Below are 17,263 nucleotides of genomic sequence, written 5' to 3'. Positions count from 1 at the left end.
GGACGCGACGGTTTCGCCGCACGTCCGGGCCCGTTCGTCAAACGCAGGCGCGTCCCGTCGGCGCGCCGCTGGCCAGATCACCCACGGCCGTGCCGTGCAGGAATGGCGTGACATGACCGACGGCTCGCACGATGTATTCGTCGATTTCGCCGACAGGCACGACGTAGCGAAGCGCGCGCTCTGCGGCTTCGACGCCTGCGAGGCGCGCGATGATCCACGTGGCGAGATAGTGCGACGCGAGACAGCCGCCGGCGGTCGCCACGTTGCCGCGTGCGAAGAACGGCTGGTTCAGCGTATCGACGCCCGCGTCCCGGACCCACGGGCTGGTGATCAGGTCGGTGCAGGCCGGTACGCCGGACAGGTGCCCGAGCTTGGCCAGAATGAGCGTGCCCGAGCACTGCGCGGCCAGCAACTGTCGCGCCGGATCGAAGCGCAGTTCTTCCATCAGCGCGGCATCGGCGACGATGTCGCGCGTCAGTACGCCGCTGCCGACGATGACTGCGTCTGCGCCACGGGCATCACGAAGGGACGTCGGCGTGTCGACGACGACACCGTTCATCGACCGGGCGCGCGCGGCCGGCCCGGACAGCGATACGTGCCAGTCAGGGTGCTGGACGCGGCTGAGGATCGACAGCGCAATGAACGAGTCGAGTTCGTTGAACCCGTCGAAGGTGAGAATCGCGATTCGCATGATGGGTTTCCTGGATCGGTATCGGGCGGGTAGGCGTCAGTAGGGTGTATACGGGAGGAATTTCCCGCTCATCACGATGCGAACGCGGTCGCCACCCGCGTGATGCTCGCGCTGCAGATCCATCCTGAAGTCGATTGCGCTCATGATGCCGTCGCCGAATTCCTCGTGGATGAGCGCCTTGAACGTCGTGCCGTACACGTTGACGAGCTCGTAGAAGCGATAGATCAGCGGATCGCTCGGGATCGCGGCATCCAGCGAGCCCCGGGACGGGGTGACGGTCAGCCACTTCGCTTCTTCCGCGGTCAGGCCGAAGACTTCCGCGACGATGCCGGCCTGCAGTGTATTCAGCGTCATCTGGCCGAGGCACGCGGCCGTCGTGCATTCCTTGCTGAGACCGACCTGCGTCGCGACCTCCGCCCAGGTGATTCCGGACGATACTTTCGCGGCGATGATCTTTTCGGTGATTTCAAGACGATTCATGACAACTCCGGCAAGGTGGTGAAGCCTCGGCCGCGTGGCAGCGGCGGGCTCGACTTCAGTGCGCGGCTCGACTGAGCGTGTACACCGAGACATGTTTGCGGCTTGATGCGGAAAAGGGCGTTTCCGACCAGTCCTCGAATCGTTGCGCGAGGACGAATCCTGCTTCACGGGCGAGTGCATCGATCTCATCAGGGGCCATGTAGTGCATCACGCACGGCAGGAACCGGATGCCGTTTTCCGGGCTGAGCATGACTTCCTGGATCGTCCAGATCTTCTTCTGGGCGTCGTTGACGGAGGTAAAGAGCGAGATTTGCGCATCGTCGACGGAGCGCACGGAAACGCCCGACTTGGCCGGGAAATAGCCGGGATTGGGGCCGTCCGGCAAATACGTGTCCGGAATGGGGACGAAGGTTTCGATCACGAACTCGCCGTCGTCCTCGAGGGCATTCGCAACGCTTTTGAAGCAGTTCAGCTGTGCGGCGCGCGATGGCAGCAGGAACAGGAAATTGAAGACGGCGAAAGCGAGATTGAAGCGCTCGGTGCCGCACGTGAAATCCGCCGCATCGGCCTGCAGTGCGTCGATCGGCAGTCCGTTGCCACGTGTCGCGAGCACGTCCAGCATCTTCCGGGACGAATCGATGCCCAGCACCGGGACACCCGCCTCGCAAAGCGGAATGGCGATGCGGCCGGTGCCGGCACCGAGTTCGAGCGCCCGCCGCGACCGGGCCTTGCGGCGCAGGAACTCGATCTGGCCGGGATAGGGCGGAAAGCTGGCGTAGACGCGGTCGTACTCCGTCGAGAAGTGGTCGCCGTAGGTGTCGATCTCGTAGGTGCTCATGGGTTCGTTTCAGTTGAAAGAAGGGGCGACGTCAAAGCGCGTGCAGTGCGGCGGCGAGGCGGTCGATTTCCGCGCCGGAATGATTCGCTCGAATGGCCAGCCGCAGCAGGCGATCCGCACCGTTGTAGTTCTCGATGTACGGCACGAATATTTCGTGATCCAGAAGATGCCGATGCACGGCTTGCGCGTCCTTGCTTCTGAAGGCTTTGAGCGCGACGATCGGCCGTAACGGCTGGTTCCCGGCGGCGAGTTCCGGCACGCGTTCGCGCAGGCGGTGGATGTTCGCGCTCAGCGCGTGCCAGAGGGTGCCGCTGCCGCACAGCGTCAGCGCCTGGGCGATGCCGTAGCAAATGGCCGGCGGCAGCGGCGTGGCGCACCGGAACGCTGACGAGTGTCCGACGATCCGGTCGATGATCGATGCGTCGCCCGCGACGAATCCGCCATGCAAACCGACGACCTTGCTCAGGCTGCTGGTGACGATGACGTTCGGTGCGGGGCTGCCGTCCGGATCGTCGCCGGGGAGCCCGAAGCCGTGGGACTGGTCCAGCAGCAGATAGCCGTGGCGAACGAGCGAGAGCAATTCCCGGACGGGCGCCTGCTCGCCGGTTATCGGGTCCACGGCGTCGACGTAGATGCAGTAAGGAGCCTGTCTGCGTTCATATTCCGACAGTGCCGCGCACAACGACGCGTAGTCGTCGAAAGTCGTGAGCGGGGCGGTACCGGTGCCGTCAAGAAAACTCGGGTGGGCGTTACCCGCGCACAGGAACCGGTCGCACATGCCTGCGAGCGCCTGGACCACCGCGACGTTGGCCAGGTATCCGCTCGGTAGAAGCAGGGCACGCGCGGTCCGCGTATATCTCGCGAGCGACGCCTCGACTTCCAGGTGCACGGCCGATGTTCCCGATGTCAGCCGCGCGGCGCCGACGCTGATGCCGTAGGTTTCGATCGCGGCAATGACGGCTTGCTTGACGCGTTCGTGCTGCGACAGGCCAAGGTAGTCGCAGCCGCCGAAATAGGTGTTGCCGTTGCGCAGATGCTCGTGGTCGCGGCAGGTCGTGGTCATGTGTTCTTCCCCAGTGCCGGGACAGGCCTCGGTTGATGGTTCACCAGATAAACGGAGAGCAGCACGAACAACGAGCCGGCGATCATCCGCTCGGATACGCGCTCCCCGAAGAACATGAAGCCCCAGATTGCGGAAAATGCCGGTGCGAGAAATGTGATCGTCAGCGTGCGGGTGGCGCCGATGGCCAGCACGAGACGGAAGTAGAGCAGGTAGGCGATCGCGCTGTTGACGACCGCCAGCATCACCAGGCTGACGATCGCGGCAGCCGGCACCGGGGTAACCGGCAGGCTGGCGGCCGCGAGTGGAGCCATCAGCAGCCCCGCGAGGAACTGCGTTCCTCCCGAGATGGCGGCGGCCGAAAGATGGGCGGCGCGACGGCGCACGTAAGTACCGGCGAGTGCATAGCTGAGCGCGCCAGCGATGCACGCAAGGGATCCTTTCAGGAAATCGGTGTCGGCCTGGTGACGGAACCCGGTTTCGCAGATGATGGCGACGCCCGCCAGGCCGAACAGCAGCCCGACGCTGCCGGTCCAGGCGAACTTGTCCTGCAGGAACCACGCGGAGATGATCGCGCCGAACATCGGGGCGGTGGCATTCAGGATCGCAAGATAAGCGACGGGCAGATAGCGCGCAGCGTATGAATAGAGAAAGAACGGCAGCGCGAAGTTGAGGCAGCCGATGACGAGGTACGGGATGAAGTTCGCGCGCCAGTCGAGCCGGACACGCGTGGCGATCGAGTAAGCGATGACGCATGCGCCGCCCAGCAGGGCGCGGATGTCCGCCGTGAAGATTGGGGACAGCGTATGTGAAACCGATCGCGTAAACAGAAAGGACAGGCTCGAGATCGCCGACAGGACGACGAGCGGAAGCCAGTAGGTATGCCTCATTGCTGAAACGATATCCAGGGTTGATCGTTCGAGGATCCACCGATCCGGCCGTGCGGCCGGATCGGCGGTGTTGCCGGGCTGGCCCGGTACGGACTTACCGGGGTGCCCGCTGCCGCGCGATGCATGCCAGCGTGGCCAGCGCGGCGCCGACGATGACGGCCGCGGACAGGATCAACGCGCGCGATGCGCCGATGTGGTCGCCGAGGAAGCCGAGCACGACGACCGGAACGCTGAAGCCGAAATAGGCGAACAGGAAGAACCCTGCGCTGGCGCGCGCCTTGTCTTCGGGCGGCGCAAGGCTCAGCGTCGCCGACAGGCCGCCGAGGTAGGTCAGGCCATAGCATGCGACGCCGGCGATCGCTGATCCGGCCAGCGTCAGCGCCGCATCGACCCGAATCACGCCCGCGACCGTCATCACGTAGCCGAGCGGCGCGAGGACAAGGCCGATCGAGACGGCTGCCCGCGGCGACAGGCGCCTGCCGATCCAGACGCCGATCAGGCCGGGGCAGATGATCAGGAAGTCGACCATGCCCGACCAGCGTTCAAGACCGATCTTCGCGAGCTGAAGCGGAACGACCGCGATGATTGCGCCGCTGGCGGCCCATGCCGTCGCAATGGCGACGCCGTACACGACACCGCCGGCGGGAAACGTCGGCAACCGGAGCCAGCGTGCCGATGCACGTGCCGTTCCGGTTTCGCGCATCAGCGCAAGCAGGACGATGCCGGCGAACGCGACGGGCAGGTAGGCGAGATAGGTGACCGGCACGTCAGTGACGATTCGGGGCGGCCACATCGACGTCAGCAACGGGCCGAGCCCGAATCCGAGCGACGTGCTGGCCGCGACCACGGACGCACCGAATGTCGCCGACGCGTCCGGTGGCAGCTGTTCGGTCACGAATGCCGTGCCCGCACCGGACATCAGCCCGACCGCCATCCCGAGCAGGAGCCGGGAGACTGCCACGGCGCCGAGCGTGGGCTCGACGATCAGCACCACGGTGGCGCTCATGGCCAGCGCCAGCGCGGCGCAAAGCGGCAGCTTGCGGCCGATCCTGTCCGACAGCCCGCCCAGCATGATGAGCATCGGAACGAGGCCGCCGACGTAGCAGGCGAAGGCCGCTGCGGCGAAACCTGCACCGTAGCTGCCGGCGGACGCGTAAAGGCCGTAGAGCGGCGCTTGCAGGTTGACCGCTCCCGAGATGAGGAACAGGCAGAACGCCGTGCCGACGATCCCGATCGGGATGCGTCTCGATGTGCTGGACGCGCTTTTGACAGTGGTTTGCGACATGAACAAGGATTCCTTCGAATGAATGGGGCGCACCGGCCGCGCCTGAACGGCCCTTGCCCCGCAGTCGGGGCGGCCTTGTCCGGCGGCGCCGGTGCGGGTCAGGTCTTCCTGAATGCGAATGGACACTTGTCCGTACGATCGACGTTTTCCTCCGCGATCTCGTACTGCCACCACTCGATGCCACCGGCACCATACGAAGCGAGCTGCGGGGAATGCGGCGTGCCGTCGTAGCGGAGGATGCGATTGCGGATATTGGCGCGGACGCGACGACCGGGCGGCGTGTCGCCTGCGACGCTGTCGAAGCGTTCGCGCGGGTTGATGACGAAGATGAAGTGTTCGCCGAGATTGCGGCTGCGGCGCACGTGATGCGCCGGGTGACTCATGTTGCAGAAGATCGGCATGCCGTTGAAGCACATCGACCACGACGGGGAGTCGGGATCCTTGCCGACACCTTCCGGCCAGGGCGCCGGGTCGACCTCGTGGAGCTTCTGGAGCACGCGCCAGCCAAACGCGTGATATTCCCCCAGCGAGCGCGACCGGATGAGGTCCAGCGAGAACGCGACGATCAGCGGATACGCGGTGGCCAGACTGCCGTCCCATGCGTTGGAAATGTCCACGTATTCCGTCAGGCCTTCGGCGAGGCCGGCGATACCGGCCGGGTCGAGCGAGTCGACGAAGATGAAGCGCAGCAGCCCCTTCTGGAACGCGTTTCTGGAGAACACGCAGGGGAAATCGCCGGATTCGTCCAGACGGGCTTCGATATCGGCAAGCACGGACCGATGCCAGTCGTGCCCGGTTTCGATGATTCGGTTCTGCGAGACGAGCTTGCCGGGATTCCGGCATTCGCCGGACATCGTCGGGATGAATTCTTCCGTTGCGAGAGAAGAGCGGCTCATGCAGTTTGTCCTTTCACGATGATTGGTTGGTGGTTCTTGTGTCGTGACGATCGGGTGAATCAAACGCAGTGCTGCAATACGAGGAACATCGGACAGGCGCGCGGTGGTCGCATGTCGGGCCGGCCGGACCCGGATGCGGCCGGTGGCGCGGCCGTCAGCCAGCCTTCGGCAGGCTGTATATGTCGCTGTTGCTGGCCGGGCGCCGGTCGACGTGCCGAGCGAACGCGCCTTCGATCAGCACCGAATCGGGCTCGAGCGATGTCATCATTGTCAGGAGTCCTATGCTACCGTCCCGGCCGATCGATCCCGACTCGTCCGGGAACAGGCCAATATCGGCCTTCATGCCGGGCCGCAGCATGCCCGTGTCGTAGACACCCAGCGCGGCCGCAGCGGATACCGTGATGGCGTCGACGATCCGGTTCAGGACATGGGCGGGGTGGTCGGCGAAATCGGCCGGCAACGACAGCGTCGGCGTGTGGCGGCCCGCGCTTGCGACGGCAGCGGTGCCGCTCAGCCCCGACAACGCCAGTTTTCCGTGCTGCAACTGCGCGCCGTGCTCGCGCCACAGCGCGCCAATGCGGGAGCCGGACGTCAGTGCGACCGCGATCGGGCACGTGGCGGCCGCGAGCGTCGCACGGTCGCCGCGCGCGAGCCGGGGCAACGCAAACAATGTCACCTGCTCGCGCAACAACTGCAGATACGCGAGAAGGTTGATTTCCGAACGGCAGAATCGCTCGCGAAATTCGCCGGCGCCGTCCGGCGACGACGCAAGCCGGATCCCGAGGCGTGTTCCGGCCACGTGCGACAGGGAGACGAATTCGAGCAGCGACGACGCGGACAGCAGATCCTGACAGGAAACCACGGGGACGACGGAACGGGGGGCTGCCATCGGCTGGGTCAGCTTGCAGATTGCGATCCCGAGTTCATCGTGTCGCGCGGTCGCTTCGGCGTCGACGCGATCGGGCCATCGATCCGTGGCGCACGGGGAGACGCTCGGAAGTCCGGCAGTCGTGATGCAGCGGGCGAGGCCGGGGGATCGCGAGTCGTCGGCTTCCATGCGGCCGGAGTCGACGTCGATCACGCCGGGCGCGCACACCAGCGTCGATCCGTCGAAACCGATCCGCTGCCTGGACGTGCCCGGTGGAACGATGCCGATGATCCAGCGTCCGGCGATCTCCAGATCGCAGCGTTCGAATGAATGGGTCAGGCCGTTGAAGCAGACGGTCTCCCTGATCACCCACGGTTGCGTTCGTGGTGGATTCCATGCGGTGGTCGTCATCGAAGGGTCCAGAATGAAAGCGTGTCGTTGATGGCGTGCCCGGCGCGGTCACGCCCCGGGCGAATGCGGGCGCCGGTTTCGGCACGCCGCGCGGCAGTCGTTGCCGGGATCAATGCGAGCCCGACGCCTTGTACCGGGCTCTGATGGCAAGCGTGGCGCACAGGCACACGGCAACCGCGGACAGCAGCGTCTTGCCGTCGACGTTTTCGTGAAGCAGGAGGAACGACCACGCGATCGTGCAGATCGGCTGTAACAGCAGGATCTGGCCCACGCGCGCGACACCCCCCCGGGCGAGGCCCGCATTCCACGGGATGAAGCCGAGAAACGAACTGAATGCGCCGATGTACAACAGCCCGGCGCATGCCCGCGGATCGAGGTGCAGCCCGCGGGTCGCGACCAGCCAGGTCACGAGTACCGCGACCGGTGGCGCGCCGAGCATCAGTGCCCACGCCTGCACGCGCATCGGGCCAAACCGGCGGGCGAGAATCGCCCCTTCTGCGTAGCCGAGGCTCCCGAGCGCCACCGCGATGCACGCATACAGATCGCCCAGGCCGATCGCCCCGCTTCGCTGGCTGTCGAAACTGAACAGTGCGGTGATGGCCGCTCCGGCCGCGGAAAAGAGCCAGAACCTGGACGGCATGCGTTCGCGCGCACGCAGCGCGCCTGCGAGCGCCGTGGCGAACGGCATGGTGCCGAAGATCACCGCGGCGTGCGCCGCGGAGGAATGGGATACGGCCAACGCGGAGAAGACCGGAAAGCCGAAGATGTTGCCGGCGACGACGAGCGACAACCGTGCGATGGCCGACCTCGGCGGCCACCCGCCGCGCGACAGCACGAGCGCGACGAGCGCGAACGGGAGCGCGACGAGCGATCGACCGAGCCCCACGGTCAGCGCGTCGACCGAGGTGACCGCCAGTTTCGTCGCCGGCAGGGTCAGGCTGAAGCACAGCATGCCTGCGATGCCCAGCCAGATCCCGCTTCCGGCGGATGTTTCGGCCGGTGCGACAGCGGGTTGCGCGACGGGAAGAGTCTTGGACACGATAGCCTCGGTCGATGCGATGGTTGAGGAGTGGGGCTGCGCGAGTGATTACGGGTGCGTCTTGCGATACAGCAGGCCGTCACTCCAGATCAGATCGATGCGTCCCCATTGCATGGCCGACGCGACATCCGGGAAGAAGCCGCGACCGTTGTAGTTCGCGCTCGTATTGCAGAGCACGGGAACGCCGCTGAGCGAGAAGTATTCGCGGAGGATCTCCTCGAGTACGGGGTCATCTTCCGTGTTGACGGTCTGCAGGCGCGCCGTTCCGTCGAGGTGCAGCACCGCCGGAATTTTTGCGACCCAGTCTTCGCGGACATAGTGGTCGAACAGCATGTGCGGATCGGGCGTGCCCGGATCGAAGATGTGCGGCGCTTCCTCGGTGAGGCAGAGCGGCGCGACCGGGCGGAAACGTTCGCGATCCTTGACTTCGTTCAGGAGATCCTTCATTGCCGGGTCGGTCGCCGCGGCGATGATGCTGCGGCCGCCGAGTGCGCGCGGGCCGAGTTCGGCGCGACCGTTGAGCATCACGACCGGCTTGCCTTCGGCATGCAGGATGGCGGCGAGGGCCTTCGGCGTACAGGGCGTCGCCTGCCATCCGTCCGGGATCGCCGTTGTCGGCACCAGTGCGGGACCAAGGCGCGGGTGCCAGTTCAGCGCCGAAATTTTCCGCGTCTGCATGAGGTGCGTCGCGGCCGTGCCGAGCGCGGAACCCGAATCGTTCGGAAACGGCGGAACCCAGACATCGTTGAAAAGCGGGTGTGCGCGCAATGCGCTGTTCCACTTGATGTTCAGTGCGCAGCCGCCGGCAAAGCACAGATTCCATTTGCCGTTGCCCTTCCATTCCACGATCCGGCTCGTCACCTGATTGACGAGCAGTTCCTCGAGGAATTCGTGCACGGAGGCGAGTACGTCCTCGTCCGGCACCTGCAGGCCGTCAAGGGCCTTTGCAACATCCAGGAAGAACTTGTGGACATGTTTCATCGACGGTTCGACCGACGTGCCCCATCCGCCGACCGTCCGCAGATACTGTCGGACCTCTTCCGTATTCGCGGAGAAATTGACCGCGTACAACTCGGCGAGCAGTCGCACGACGGCCGGATTGCTCTTGCCCAGTGCGATATAGGCCATCAGCTTCCCGGCGACCGAGAGGTCGCTCGCGGTGCCGGCCTGCTCCGATTTCTTGTACGGGCCGAAATGATGCGCGGCGGTCGCGTAGAAGTGGCCGATCAGCGGAAATACCGGCCCGCCTGCCTCGATTGCGTTGCTGGCCGGATCGAAGTGATAGAGCCGTGGAAACATGCCGCCGTCCCAGACGACGCCGAAGGCCGGCTCGGCGCGCTTCGCGAACGCACTGGTCATGTAGGTGCCGACCAGATGGCCTGCAACATGCAGATAGCTCGTGAACGGCTTGCGTTTGCCGGCGATCGTGAATTCGCCTGAGTACGCGTGCCGGAACAGCGAGCCGTCGCCTTCGTGATAAGGCGCAAGCGTGAGAACCTGCTCGAAGCTGCCGTCGGAAACGGTCGCGGTGCCGATTTCCACGCCGTCCCAGCCGTCGATGACCCATTCGTCGACATCGTCGACCTGGTAGCCGAAATCGCCAAGTATCCTGACAACCGAATCGAGGCTCTTGATGGAGCTGTATCGTGGGCTGTTGTCCAGCTTCTCGATCTCGACGCTGAAGACGAGACGATCATCGTCAAGGAGCGCGACCGCACCATCGTGCGTAAGCTTAAGACCGCAAATCAGCATATCTAATCTCTGGGTTAGTGTTTCAATACGTTCCGGGGAACGCGTGCCGTGATACCGCTCAACAAATCATTTGCTATCGTCGACGCACAGGCAGCAACGCGTTCGACGGGAAGATCCTTGCCCCACAGGACCACGTGGCTGCCTACGCCGGCATCGGGGATGTCGGTGATGTCCACGAGCAGCATGTCCATGCATACGCGGCCTATCAGCGCGGCGCGCCGGCCGCCGACGAGGACGGGCGTTCCCGGTTGCGCCTGCCTCGGGTATCCGTCCGCGTAACCGCATGCGATCACACCGATCTTCATGTTCGACCTGCAGACGGTTTCGTTTCCGTACCCGATGCGTTGCCCCGCGACGCACTCCCGAACGGCGATCAACTCGCTGGTCAGGTTCATCACCGGCTTCAGGCCGATTTCCGGGGCGCTGGTGGTGGCGAACGGGCTGACGCCGTAGAGCATGATTCCGGGGCGGATGTATTCACGGAACAGGCTCATGCCTCTGAGGATTCCTGCCGAATTCGAGATCGAAACGTGCTTTCCCGCGATGGCCAGTTTTCGGAAGCGATCGTATTGTTCGGCCGTGAACGGGTCGGCGGGCGTGTCGGCGTTGGACAGGTGGCTCATCACGCCGATAACCTCGATTCCGGCAGCCTCCAGCCGGGCGATCGTGTGCTCGGCGTCACCTCCCGCGAAGCCCAGGCGGTTCATGCCGGTGTCGAGCTTGATCCACACCCGGGCCTTTCCTGCCGCGCCGCGCAGCATCCACTCGACCTGCTCGCGAGCGTGCAGGACGGGAGAGAATCGATTGCCGACGATGACGTCGACTTCGGCCGGCGAGAAGGGGCCCTCGAGCAGGACGATCGGTTTCGCCGTTGTCTCGCGCAGCGAGACCGCCTCGTCGATCGAAGACACCGCAAACGCATCGATGTCGTTGAATGCATCGATGACGTCCTTGACGCCATGACCATAGGCGTTCGCCTTGACGACGGCCATGACGCTGCCCTGGTCGACCTTCTGTTTTGCCAGATTGATATTCGAGCGCAATGCATGCCAATCGATATTGGCGACAAGTGGTCGAGTCATACGGATGCTCTCGTTCTAGCGAGATGAGTGGAAATTCGGCGGCAATGCCTGCACCGCACCGACGGTGCCGGAATACGTCTGGAAGGGAGTTCGACCGGGCCTGGCCGGTGACCGACCTTAGGGCGAGACGGCCCGGCGTCTTGCCGCGCTGCGTTCGACGCGTGTGAGCTGGAGCCGCGGCGCAGACATTGCCTGGTCGATCAGCATGGATTGGAGCATGACCACCGGGCCGAGTGCCGCCAGGATCGGTTCGATGTACTGCACATACGACAGGAACGAGATTTCAAGACTCATTTCACATTGCTCGCATTGATTTGCACATCTGGCTGACGGCGACCTGCTGGCGTGCTTCGCATCGACGCGTGCATGACAGTCAAGTGGTATCCCGGGTGGCGTGACTTTTTCGGCAACCGTCCGGCATCGTCCACGCGCCTGCTTCCTGTAGGAAGCAGGCGCGTCGAACCGGTTTCTCTATGGGATGCGTTCGGAGACCGCTTTTTGTAAAGATACTGGTAAGTATCATTTTGGTGGATCATGAATCATGGAAATGGGCTTGTCAATTCAATTTTAGAGATACGAAAGGGAGTATGAGGCCGGACGGGATGCTGCTCCGTGTCGCCATGGAATCGGATCCATTGTTAATAAAAATGCGTTCAAAACTGCGTAAAAATCCGAAAACGTGTTCAATGTGGGGCCGTGTGCACGCCGCGCCCGGGGTGGCTTTTATTGTCTGGAACCGGTGCGTAGGGCGCCTGTATCGAGCAAATGTAGGTGATGCGCCCGATACGGGAATACCCTACTAATATAAAAGATACCGATTGGTATCATCGTGAATCATTTGAAAGCAGCGGCCCGCCGGATGCGATGCGCGGCCGGTATGCGGGATCCAGCGGAGATCCGGTGGTGTCTTTTTGTCGCGGCGCGTGTCGGGATTGCCTGATTCAGGCGTGATGGCGCGTTGTCGTTTCAGCGTTTCGTGTCTACCGGATCCGCGATGGGCCGGCGGAGCGAGGTGCCCAGCAGAATCCGAAGTTTCAGCCTCTCCAACAGGGCCTTTAAGAAACCGCTTATGCCACTTTACGACAACATTCTCGACACGATCGGCCGTACCCCCATCGTCAAGCTGCACCGCCTTCCGCCAAAACACGTCAAGCTTTATGTCAAGGTCGAATCGTTCAATCCGGGCGGTTCCGTCAAAGATCGTCTTGCGCTCGCCGTCGTGCTCGATGCCGAAGCGAAGGGCCTGCTCAAGCCGGGCGACACCATCGTCGAATGCACGTCCGGCAATGTCGGCATCGCGCTGGCGATGGTGGCCGCGGCGCGCGGCTACAAGTTCGTCGCGGTGATGGCGGATTCGTACTCGGTCGAGCGGCGCAAGCTGATGCGGGCATATGGCGGCAAGGTGATCCTGTTCCCCGCTGCCGAAGGGTCAAGCGGCGGAAACCGCATCGCTGACGCGCTGGCGGAGAAGCACGGATGGTTTCGGGCGCGGCAGTTCGACAATCCCGCTAATCCCGCCTATCACCGTGAGACCACCGCGTCGGAGATTCTCGGCGATTTTGCCGGGAAGAAACTCGATTACTTCGTGACCGGATTTGGCACGACGGGAACGCTGACGGGGGTGGGGCAGATGCTGAAGCGTGCGCGCCCGGAAGTGCGTGTCATTGCAGCGGAGCCTGCCAACGCAGCCGTTCTGTCCGGGCAGGCGTGGAACCTGCACCAGATCTCCGGCTGGGCGCCGAATTTCGTTCCGAGCGTGCTCGACCGCAGCGTGATCGACGAGCTGGTGCTTGCTGACGAGGTGGAGGGGCGCGATACCGCCCGCCGCCTGGCGGCCGAGGAAGGCATCTTCGTGGGGCTTTCCGCGGGAGCCACGGTCGCCACCGCGCTTCGGGTCGCGCAAAGCGCGCCGGAAGGTTCGGTACTGCTCGCGATGCTGCCGGATACCGGCGAACGATACCTGTCGACCTTCCTGCTGGAAGGGGTGAACGAAGGTTCGGATGACGAATGGCTGGCGTCGCTGGATCGCTGATCGTCGAAGTCGGGATATCCGCCGGCAAACCTCCGCATACTGGGCAACACGCATGAGCGAATTCATTTCACCTGCGACCCGCTTCGTCGGTCTGCCGGCTCAATTCCGCATGAATCGCGGTGGCTCGATCCTGGGCGGACGCATCGCGTACGAATGCTGGGGCAAACCGAATCAGGCGAGAAGCAACGTCATCCTGATACTCCCCGGTTTGTCGCCGAGCGCACACGTTGCGGCGAATGCGTTCGACCGATCGGCGGGCTGGTGGGAAGGCATGCTGGGGCCGGGCAAGGCAATCGATACCGATCGATGGTACGTCATCTGCGTGAACTCGCTCGGCAGCTGCAAAGGCTCGACGGGCCCGGCATCGATCGATCCTCGCACGGGTGATACGTATCGTCTGGAGTTCCCCGATCTTTGCGTGGAGGACATCGCGGATGCGGCGGCCTACGCGGTGCGCGCGCTCGGGATCGAGCGCCTGGCCTGCGTGATCGGAAACTCGATGGGCGGCATGAGTGCGCTGTCGCTTCTGGCCCGCCATCCGGATCTGGCGCACAGCCACATCAACATCTCCGGCGCGGCACGCGCATTGCCGTTCTCGATCTCCGTGCGGTCGCTGCAGCGCGAGGCGATCCGGCTCGACCCGCACTGGAATCAGGGGGCGTACGACGACGACAGCTATCCCGAGAGCGGGATGGCGATCGCGCGCAAGCTCGGGGTCATCAGCTACCGTTCGGCACTTGAGTGGGAATGCCGGTTCGGACGTATGCGCTTCGATGACGGGCGCGACGCCGATCAGGATCCCGATCCTTTCGGTGTCGAGTTCGAGGTGGAGCGATACCTTGAACGGCATGCGCAGCGCTTCGTCCGCGACTACGACCCGAACTGCTACCTGTATCTCAGCCGCAGCATGGACTGGTTCGATCTTGGCGATTCCTGCGGCTGCAGCGTCGAGGAAGCGCTGTCGCAACTTCAACTCCACAAGGCGCTGGTGATCGGCGTACAGACCGACATCCTGTTTCCGTTGCAGCAACAGCGGCAGATTTTCGAGGGGCTGCGCGCCGGCGGGATCGACGCGACGTTCGTTCCGCTCGATTCGCCGCAGGGGCACGATGCGTTTTTGGTCGACATCGGCCGCTTCGGCCCGGTGGTGGGGGAGTTCCTTGCTTCGCTGGAGCTGCGCTCGGAGCGTCGCGTACGCGTCGGCGCGGCCGCATAGGCGATCGAGATTCGATCGTCGGCCGCTCCATACACCTCGTTACCGGTCATTAATAGTGAGTGCGTGATATGTCAAACCCGTCATCCAGGATAGCCCTTGTCACCGGTGCCACGCGCGGTATCGGACTCGAGACCGTTCGCCAGCTTGGCGCAAGCGGCGTCCGCGTGCTGCTCGCCGGACGCGACCGCGGCCGGGCCGAAGAGGCGGCGCGCCGGCTGCGCGACGCGGGGCACGATGTCGTCGGGTACCAGCTCGACGTAACCGATGCGGCCAGCATTGCGAGTGCCGCGGCAGCCGTCGCGCGCGAGTATGGCTGTCTTGACATCCTGGTCAACAACGCCGGGATCCGGATAGAAGAGTATGGCAAGCAACCGTCGGAGCAGCCGCTGCATCAGTGGCGGGAAACGTTCGAGACCAATCTGTTTGGCGTCGTTTCGGTGACGCAGGCGTTTTTGCCGCTGATCCGAAAGTCCGCTGCGGGGCGCATCGTCAACGTGTCGAGTCTTCTCGCGTCGCTGGGCATGCACAGCGATCCGGAATCGTACGCATACAGCGAAAAATTCAAGTCGCTTCCGGCCTATAGCGCGTCGAAGAGCGCGATCAATTCCTGGACGGTGCACCTGGCATTCGAGCTGCGCGATACGCCGATCAAGGTCAATGCCGTGCATCCCGGCTACACCCGCACCGACATGAACGATGGCGACGGTGCGATCGACGTCGAGGCCGGCGCAAGCACCAGCGTTGCGATGGCGCTGCTCGACGCGGACGGGCCGAGCGGACGGTACGTTCATATGGGCGAGCCGGTGCCCTGGTAGCTGTCGCGCACGACCGCGCCGCGGAACGCGTTCGCGTGTCGCACCGGCGCGCGCGTGTCGCGCCGGTGCGAATCCCGATCGATTCGTCACGATCCCCCTGCCAAGGAAAAGTCGTTGCTTCCACACACATTACGTTTCAGCAAGATGCATGGCGCCGGCAATGATTTCGTCGTGCTCGACCTGCGCGATGCCGCCGCGCCTTCGCCAGAACTGTGCCGCAGGCTGGCCGACCGCCATCGCGGCGTCGGTTGCGACCTGATTCTCGGCGTCGAGGCGCCTCGCAGCGCGACGGCGGCCGCCTCGTTCCGTATCTGGACCGGAGAAGGCCTGCAGTCGACGCTGTGCGGAAACGGCGCGCGCTGCGTGGCCGCGTGGGCGATACGGGCGGGCCTGGCGCGAGGGCCGCGCTTCGAACTCGACAGTCCGAGCGGCACGCACGAGATCGACGTGCTGGACGAGCAGACGTTCCGGGTCACGCTCGGCGTGCCGCGATTCGAGCCGGCGGCGATCCCGATGCTGGATTTCGGGGCCGAGCAATCGTGGTACGACATGGCGTTCGACGACGGCACGCGCGTCCGCTTTGCCGCGGCATCGATGGGCAACCCGCATGCGCTGATCGAAGTCGACGACATCGAGGTCGCGCCCGTCGACCGGATCGGTCGACTGATGCAGGGCTCGGACAGATTTCCGATCTCCGTGAACGTGGGGTTCGTGGAGATCGTGTCGCGCGAGCTCGTGCGCCTGCGCGTGTACGAGTTCGGGGCGGGAGAAACACTCGCATGCGGCAGCGGCGCATGCGCCGCCGCCGCGCTGCTGATGCGCATGGGGCGCATCGATCGACAGGTGTGCGTCGCCATGCCCGGCGGTGACTTGCGTGTCGCATGGCCGAGCGCGGCCGAGCCGGTCGCGATGACCGGGCCCGCCGCATTCGTTTTCGAAGGCTGTCTCGACAACTAGGGCGCAACGGTTCGCGCCCGTCGTATCAACACTGGAATCGATTCATGAAGAAGCTTGCCCTGGCTACGTCGATCACCGATCTTCCGAACGACGACGACATGCCGCTGCTGCTGGCCGCCTGCCACGCACGCGATCTCGACACCACGGTGTGCGCGTGGGACGACCTGTCGGTTGACTGGTCGCGCTATGCCTATGTCGTATTGCGATCGACGTGGGATTACACGGAACGCCGCGATGCGTTCCTGGCATGGTGCGAGCGCGTCGCGGCGGTCACGAACCTCGTGAACCCGCTGTCGGTGGCGCGCTGGGCGACCGACAAGCACTATCTGGCCGATCTCGCCGCACGCGGCGTTTCGGTCGTGCCGAGTCGCTTCGTCGAACCGGGCGAGTCGGCCACGGAGGCGTTGCACGCGTTTGTGCGCGCGTATCCGGCAATGGACGAGTTCGTCGTCAAGCCGACGATCGGTTCGTACTCGAAGAACGTCAAGCGCTATGCCAAGGCCCTGATGCCGGAGGCGGTCGGCCATATCGAGCGGCTGCACGGCGAAGGGAGCAGCGTGATCCTGCAACCTTATCTGGCGTCGGTCGATCGTCGCGGCGAAACCGACATGGTTTTCTACAACCACGAATACAGCCATGCGATCCGCAAGGGCGCATTGCTCATGCAGGACGGCACCGTCAACGGGCCGACCCCCGAGTTCCGCTCCGCCCGCGTGGCGGATGACGACGAGCAGGCCGTCGCGCTGGAGATTCTCGACGCGACGGTCGCCTGCCTGGGGCTCGATCGACCGCTGCTCTATGCGCGTGTCGACCTGATCCGCGACGACGACGGCAAACCGATGCTGCTGGAGCTGGACATTTGCGAGCCATCGCTTTCACTGCCGTTCGCCGAACACGGGGCCGCGCGGTTCGCCCGGGTGCTGGACGCGTTGCTGAAGTCCTGATTTCGAT

General features: G+C 64.3%; 17 protein-coding genes. 5 read left to right on the top strand and 12 right to left on the bottom strand.

Translation table 11 applies throughout. The features are described from left to right. Positions 1-37 precede the first annotated feature (37 nt). From AC5LXK_RS36135 to AC5LXK_RS36080, 12 genes are all read right to left on the bottom strand, one after another. Complete coding sequence (locus tag AC5LXK_RS36135) at positions 38-691, bottom strand: DJ-1/PfpI family protein (RefSeq protein WP_493394423.1); 654 nt, start codon at positions 689-691, stop codon at positions 38-40. 36 nt (positions 692-727) lie between these two features. Beyond that, positions 728-1,171 (bottom strand): cyanase, encoded by a 444-nt coding sequence (gene cynS, locus AC5LXK_RS36130; protein WP_493394422.1) that lies wholly within the window; start codon positions 1,169-1,171, stop codon positions 728-730. A gap of 55 nt (positions 1,172-1,226) precedes the next feature. After that, positions 1,227-2,009 (bottom strand): class I SAM-dependent methyltransferase, encoded by a 783-nt coding sequence (locus AC5LXK_RS36125; protein WP_493394421.1) that lies wholly within the window; start codon positions 2,007-2,009, stop codon positions 1,227-1,229. A 31-nt stretch (positions 2,010-2,040) separates the two neighbouring features. Then, positions 2,041-3,072, bottom strand: a complete 1,032-nt coding sequence (locus tag AC5LXK_RS36120) for an aminotransferase class I/II-fold pyridoxal phosphate-dependent enzyme (protein ID WP_493394420.1) — start codon at positions 3,070-3,072, stop codon at positions 2,041-2,043. Continuing rightward, positions 3,069-3,959 (bottom strand): DMT family transporter, encoded by an 891-nt coding sequence (locus tag AC5LXK_RS36115; RefSeq protein WP_493394419.1) that lies wholly within the window; start codon positions 3,957-3,959, stop codon positions 3,069-3,071. The genes AC5LXK_RS36120 and AC5LXK_RS36115 overlap by 4 nt, the downstream gene beginning before the upstream one ends. A 94-nt stretch (positions 3,960-4,053) precedes the next feature. Continuing rightward, complete coding sequence (locus tag AC5LXK_RS36110; RefSeq protein WP_493394418.1) at positions 4,054-5,244, bottom strand: MFS transporter; 1,191 nt, start codon at positions 5,242-5,244, stop codon at positions 4,054-4,056. Between the two features lie 98 nt (positions 5,245-5,342). Next, a complete protein-coding gene (locus AC5LXK_RS36105) occupies positions 5,343-6,203 on the bottom strand; it encodes a YqcI/YcgG family protein (RefSeq protein ID WP_493394417.1) in 861 nt (286 codons plus the stop codon). A 91-nt stretch (positions 6,204-6,294) separates the two neighbouring features. Next, on the bottom strand, positions 6,295-7,419 hold the full coding sequence (locus AC5LXK_RS36100) for a hypothetical protein (RefSeq protein ID WP_493394416.1): 1,125 nt from the start codon (positions 7,417-7,419) through the stop codon (positions 6,295-6,297). Between the two features lie 109 nt (positions 7,420-7,528). After that, a complete protein-coding gene (locus AC5LXK_RS36095) occupies positions 7,529-8,458 on the bottom strand; it encodes a DMT family transporter (protein ID WP_493394415.1) in 930 nt (309 codons plus the stop codon). Between the two features lie 48 nt (positions 8,459-8,506). Further along, positions 8,507-10,210, bottom strand: a complete 1,704-nt coding sequence (locus tag AC5LXK_RS36090; protein ID WP_493394414.1) for a carbamoyltransferase N-terminal domain-containing protein — start codon at positions 10,208-10,210, stop codon at positions 8,507-8,509. 14 nt (positions 10,211-10,224) lie between these two features. After that, a complete protein-coding gene (alr, locus tag AC5LXK_RS36085) occupies positions 10,225-11,292 on the bottom strand; it encodes an alanine racemase (RefSeq protein WP_493394413.1) in 1,068 nt (355 codons plus the stop codon). A 117-nt stretch (positions 11,293-11,409) separates the two neighbouring features. Then, a complete protein-coding gene (locus AC5LXK_RS36080) occupies positions 11,410-11,586 on the bottom strand; it encodes a hypothetical protein (RefSeq protein WP_493394412.1) in 177 nt (58 codons plus the stop codon). Between the two features lie 775 nt (positions 11,587-12,361). Here AC5LXK_RS36080 and cysK point away from each other — a divergent pair. The 5 genes from cysK (at position 12,362) to dcsG (ending at position 17,256) form a co-directional block, all read left to right on the top strand. Beyond that, positions 12,362-13,324 carry a cysteine synthase A gene (cysK, locus tag AC5LXK_RS36075; protein ID WP_493394411.1) on the top strand — a complete coding sequence of 321 codons (963 nt, stop codon included), beginning with the start codon at positions 12,362-12,364 and terminating at the stop codon, positions 13,322-13,324. 52 nt (positions 13,325-13,376) lie between these two features. After that, positions 13,377-14,540, top strand: a complete 1,164-nt coding sequence (gene metX / locus AC5LXK_RS36070) for a homoserine O-acetyltransferase MetX (protein ID WP_493394410.1) — start codon at positions 13,377-13,379, stop codon at positions 14,538-14,540. 68 nt (positions 14,541-14,608) lie between these two features. Then, entirely contained in the window at positions 14,609-15,355 is a 747-nt protein-coding gene (locus AC5LXK_RS36065; protein ID WP_493394409.1) for an SDR family oxidoreductase, read from the top strand. 114 nt (positions 15,356-15,469) lie between these two features. Further along, positions 15,470-16,312, top strand: coding sequence for a diaminopimelate epimerase (dapF, locus tag AC5LXK_RS36060; RefSeq protein WP_493394408.1), 843 nt, complete (start codon positions 15,470-15,472; stop codon positions 16,310-16,312). Continuing rightward, on the top strand, positions 16,237-17,256 hold the full coding sequence (dcsG, locus tag AC5LXK_RS36055) for a D-cycloserine synthetase (RefSeq protein WP_493394407.1): 1,020 nt from the start codon (positions 16,237-16,239) through the stop codon (positions 17,254-17,256). The genes dapF and dcsG overlap by 76 nt, the downstream gene beginning before the upstream one ends. The last annotated feature ends 7 nt before the right edge of the window (positions 17,257-17,263 follow it).

Source organism: Burkholderia pulmonis (assembly GCF_984667975.1).
Note: the sequence above shows the minus strand (reverse complement) of the source record. Positions and strands in the feature narration are given on the sequence as shown.

What these genes read in the sequence shown, in the direction of transcription:
- AC5LXK_RS36135 (WP_493394423.1), bottom strand. Translation starts at nt 691, where the DNA reads ATGCGAATCGCGATTCTCACCTTCGACGGGTTCAACGAACTCGACTCG.
- cynS (WP_493394422.1), bottom strand. Translation starts at nt 1,171, where the DNA reads ATGAATCGTCTTGAAATCACCGAAAAGATCATCGCCGCGAAAGTATCG.
- AC5LXK_RS36125 (WP_493394421.1), bottom strand. Translation starts at nt 2,009, where the DNA reads ATGAGCACCTACGAGATCGACACCTACGGCGACCACTTCTCGACGGAG.
- AC5LXK_RS36120 (WP_493394420.1), bottom strand. Translation starts at nt 3,072, where the DNA reads ATGACCACGACCTGCCGCGACCACGAGCATCTGCGCAACGGCAACACC.
- AC5LXK_RS36115 (WP_493394419.1), bottom strand. Translation starts at nt 3,959, where the DNA reads ATGAGGCATACCTACTGGCTTCCGCTCGTCGTCCTGTCGGCGATCTCG.
- AC5LXK_RS36110 (WP_493394418.1), bottom strand. Translation starts at nt 5,244, where the DNA reads ATGTCGCAAACCACTGTCAAAAGCGCGTCCAGCACATCGAGACGCATC.
- AC5LXK_RS36100 (WP_493394416.1), bottom strand. Translation starts at nt 7,419, where the DNA reads ATGACGACCACCGCATGGAATCCACCACGAACGCAACCGTGGGTGATC.
- AC5LXK_RS36090 (WP_493394414.1), bottom strand. Translation starts at nt 10,210, where the DNA reads ATGCTGATTTGCGGTCTTAAGCTTACGCACGATGGTGCGGTCGCGCTC.
- alr (WP_493394413.1), bottom strand. Translation starts at nt 11,292, where the DNA reads ATGACTCGACCACTTGTCGCCAATATCGATTGGCATGCATTGCGCTCG.
- AC5LXK_RS36080 (WP_493394412.1), bottom strand. Translation starts at nt 11,586, where the DNA reads ATGAGTCTTGAAATCTCGTTCCTGTCGTATGTGCAGTACATCGAACCG.
- cysK (WP_493394411.1), top strand. Translation starts at nt 12,362, where the DNA reads ATGCCACTTTACGACAACATTCTCGACACGATCGGCCGTACCCCCATC.
- metX (WP_493394410.1), top strand. Translation starts at nt 13,377, where the DNA reads ATGAGCGAATTCATTTCACCTGCGACCCGCTTCGTCGGTCTGCCGGCT.
- AC5LXK_RS36065 (WP_493394409.1), top strand. Translation starts at nt 14,609, where the DNA reads ATGTCAAACCCGTCATCCAGGATAGCCCTTGTCACCGGTGCCACGCGC.
- dcsG (WP_493394407.1), top strand. Translation starts at nt 16,237, where the DNA reads ATGGCCGAGCGCGGCCGAGCCGGTCGCGATGACCGGGCCCGCCGCATT.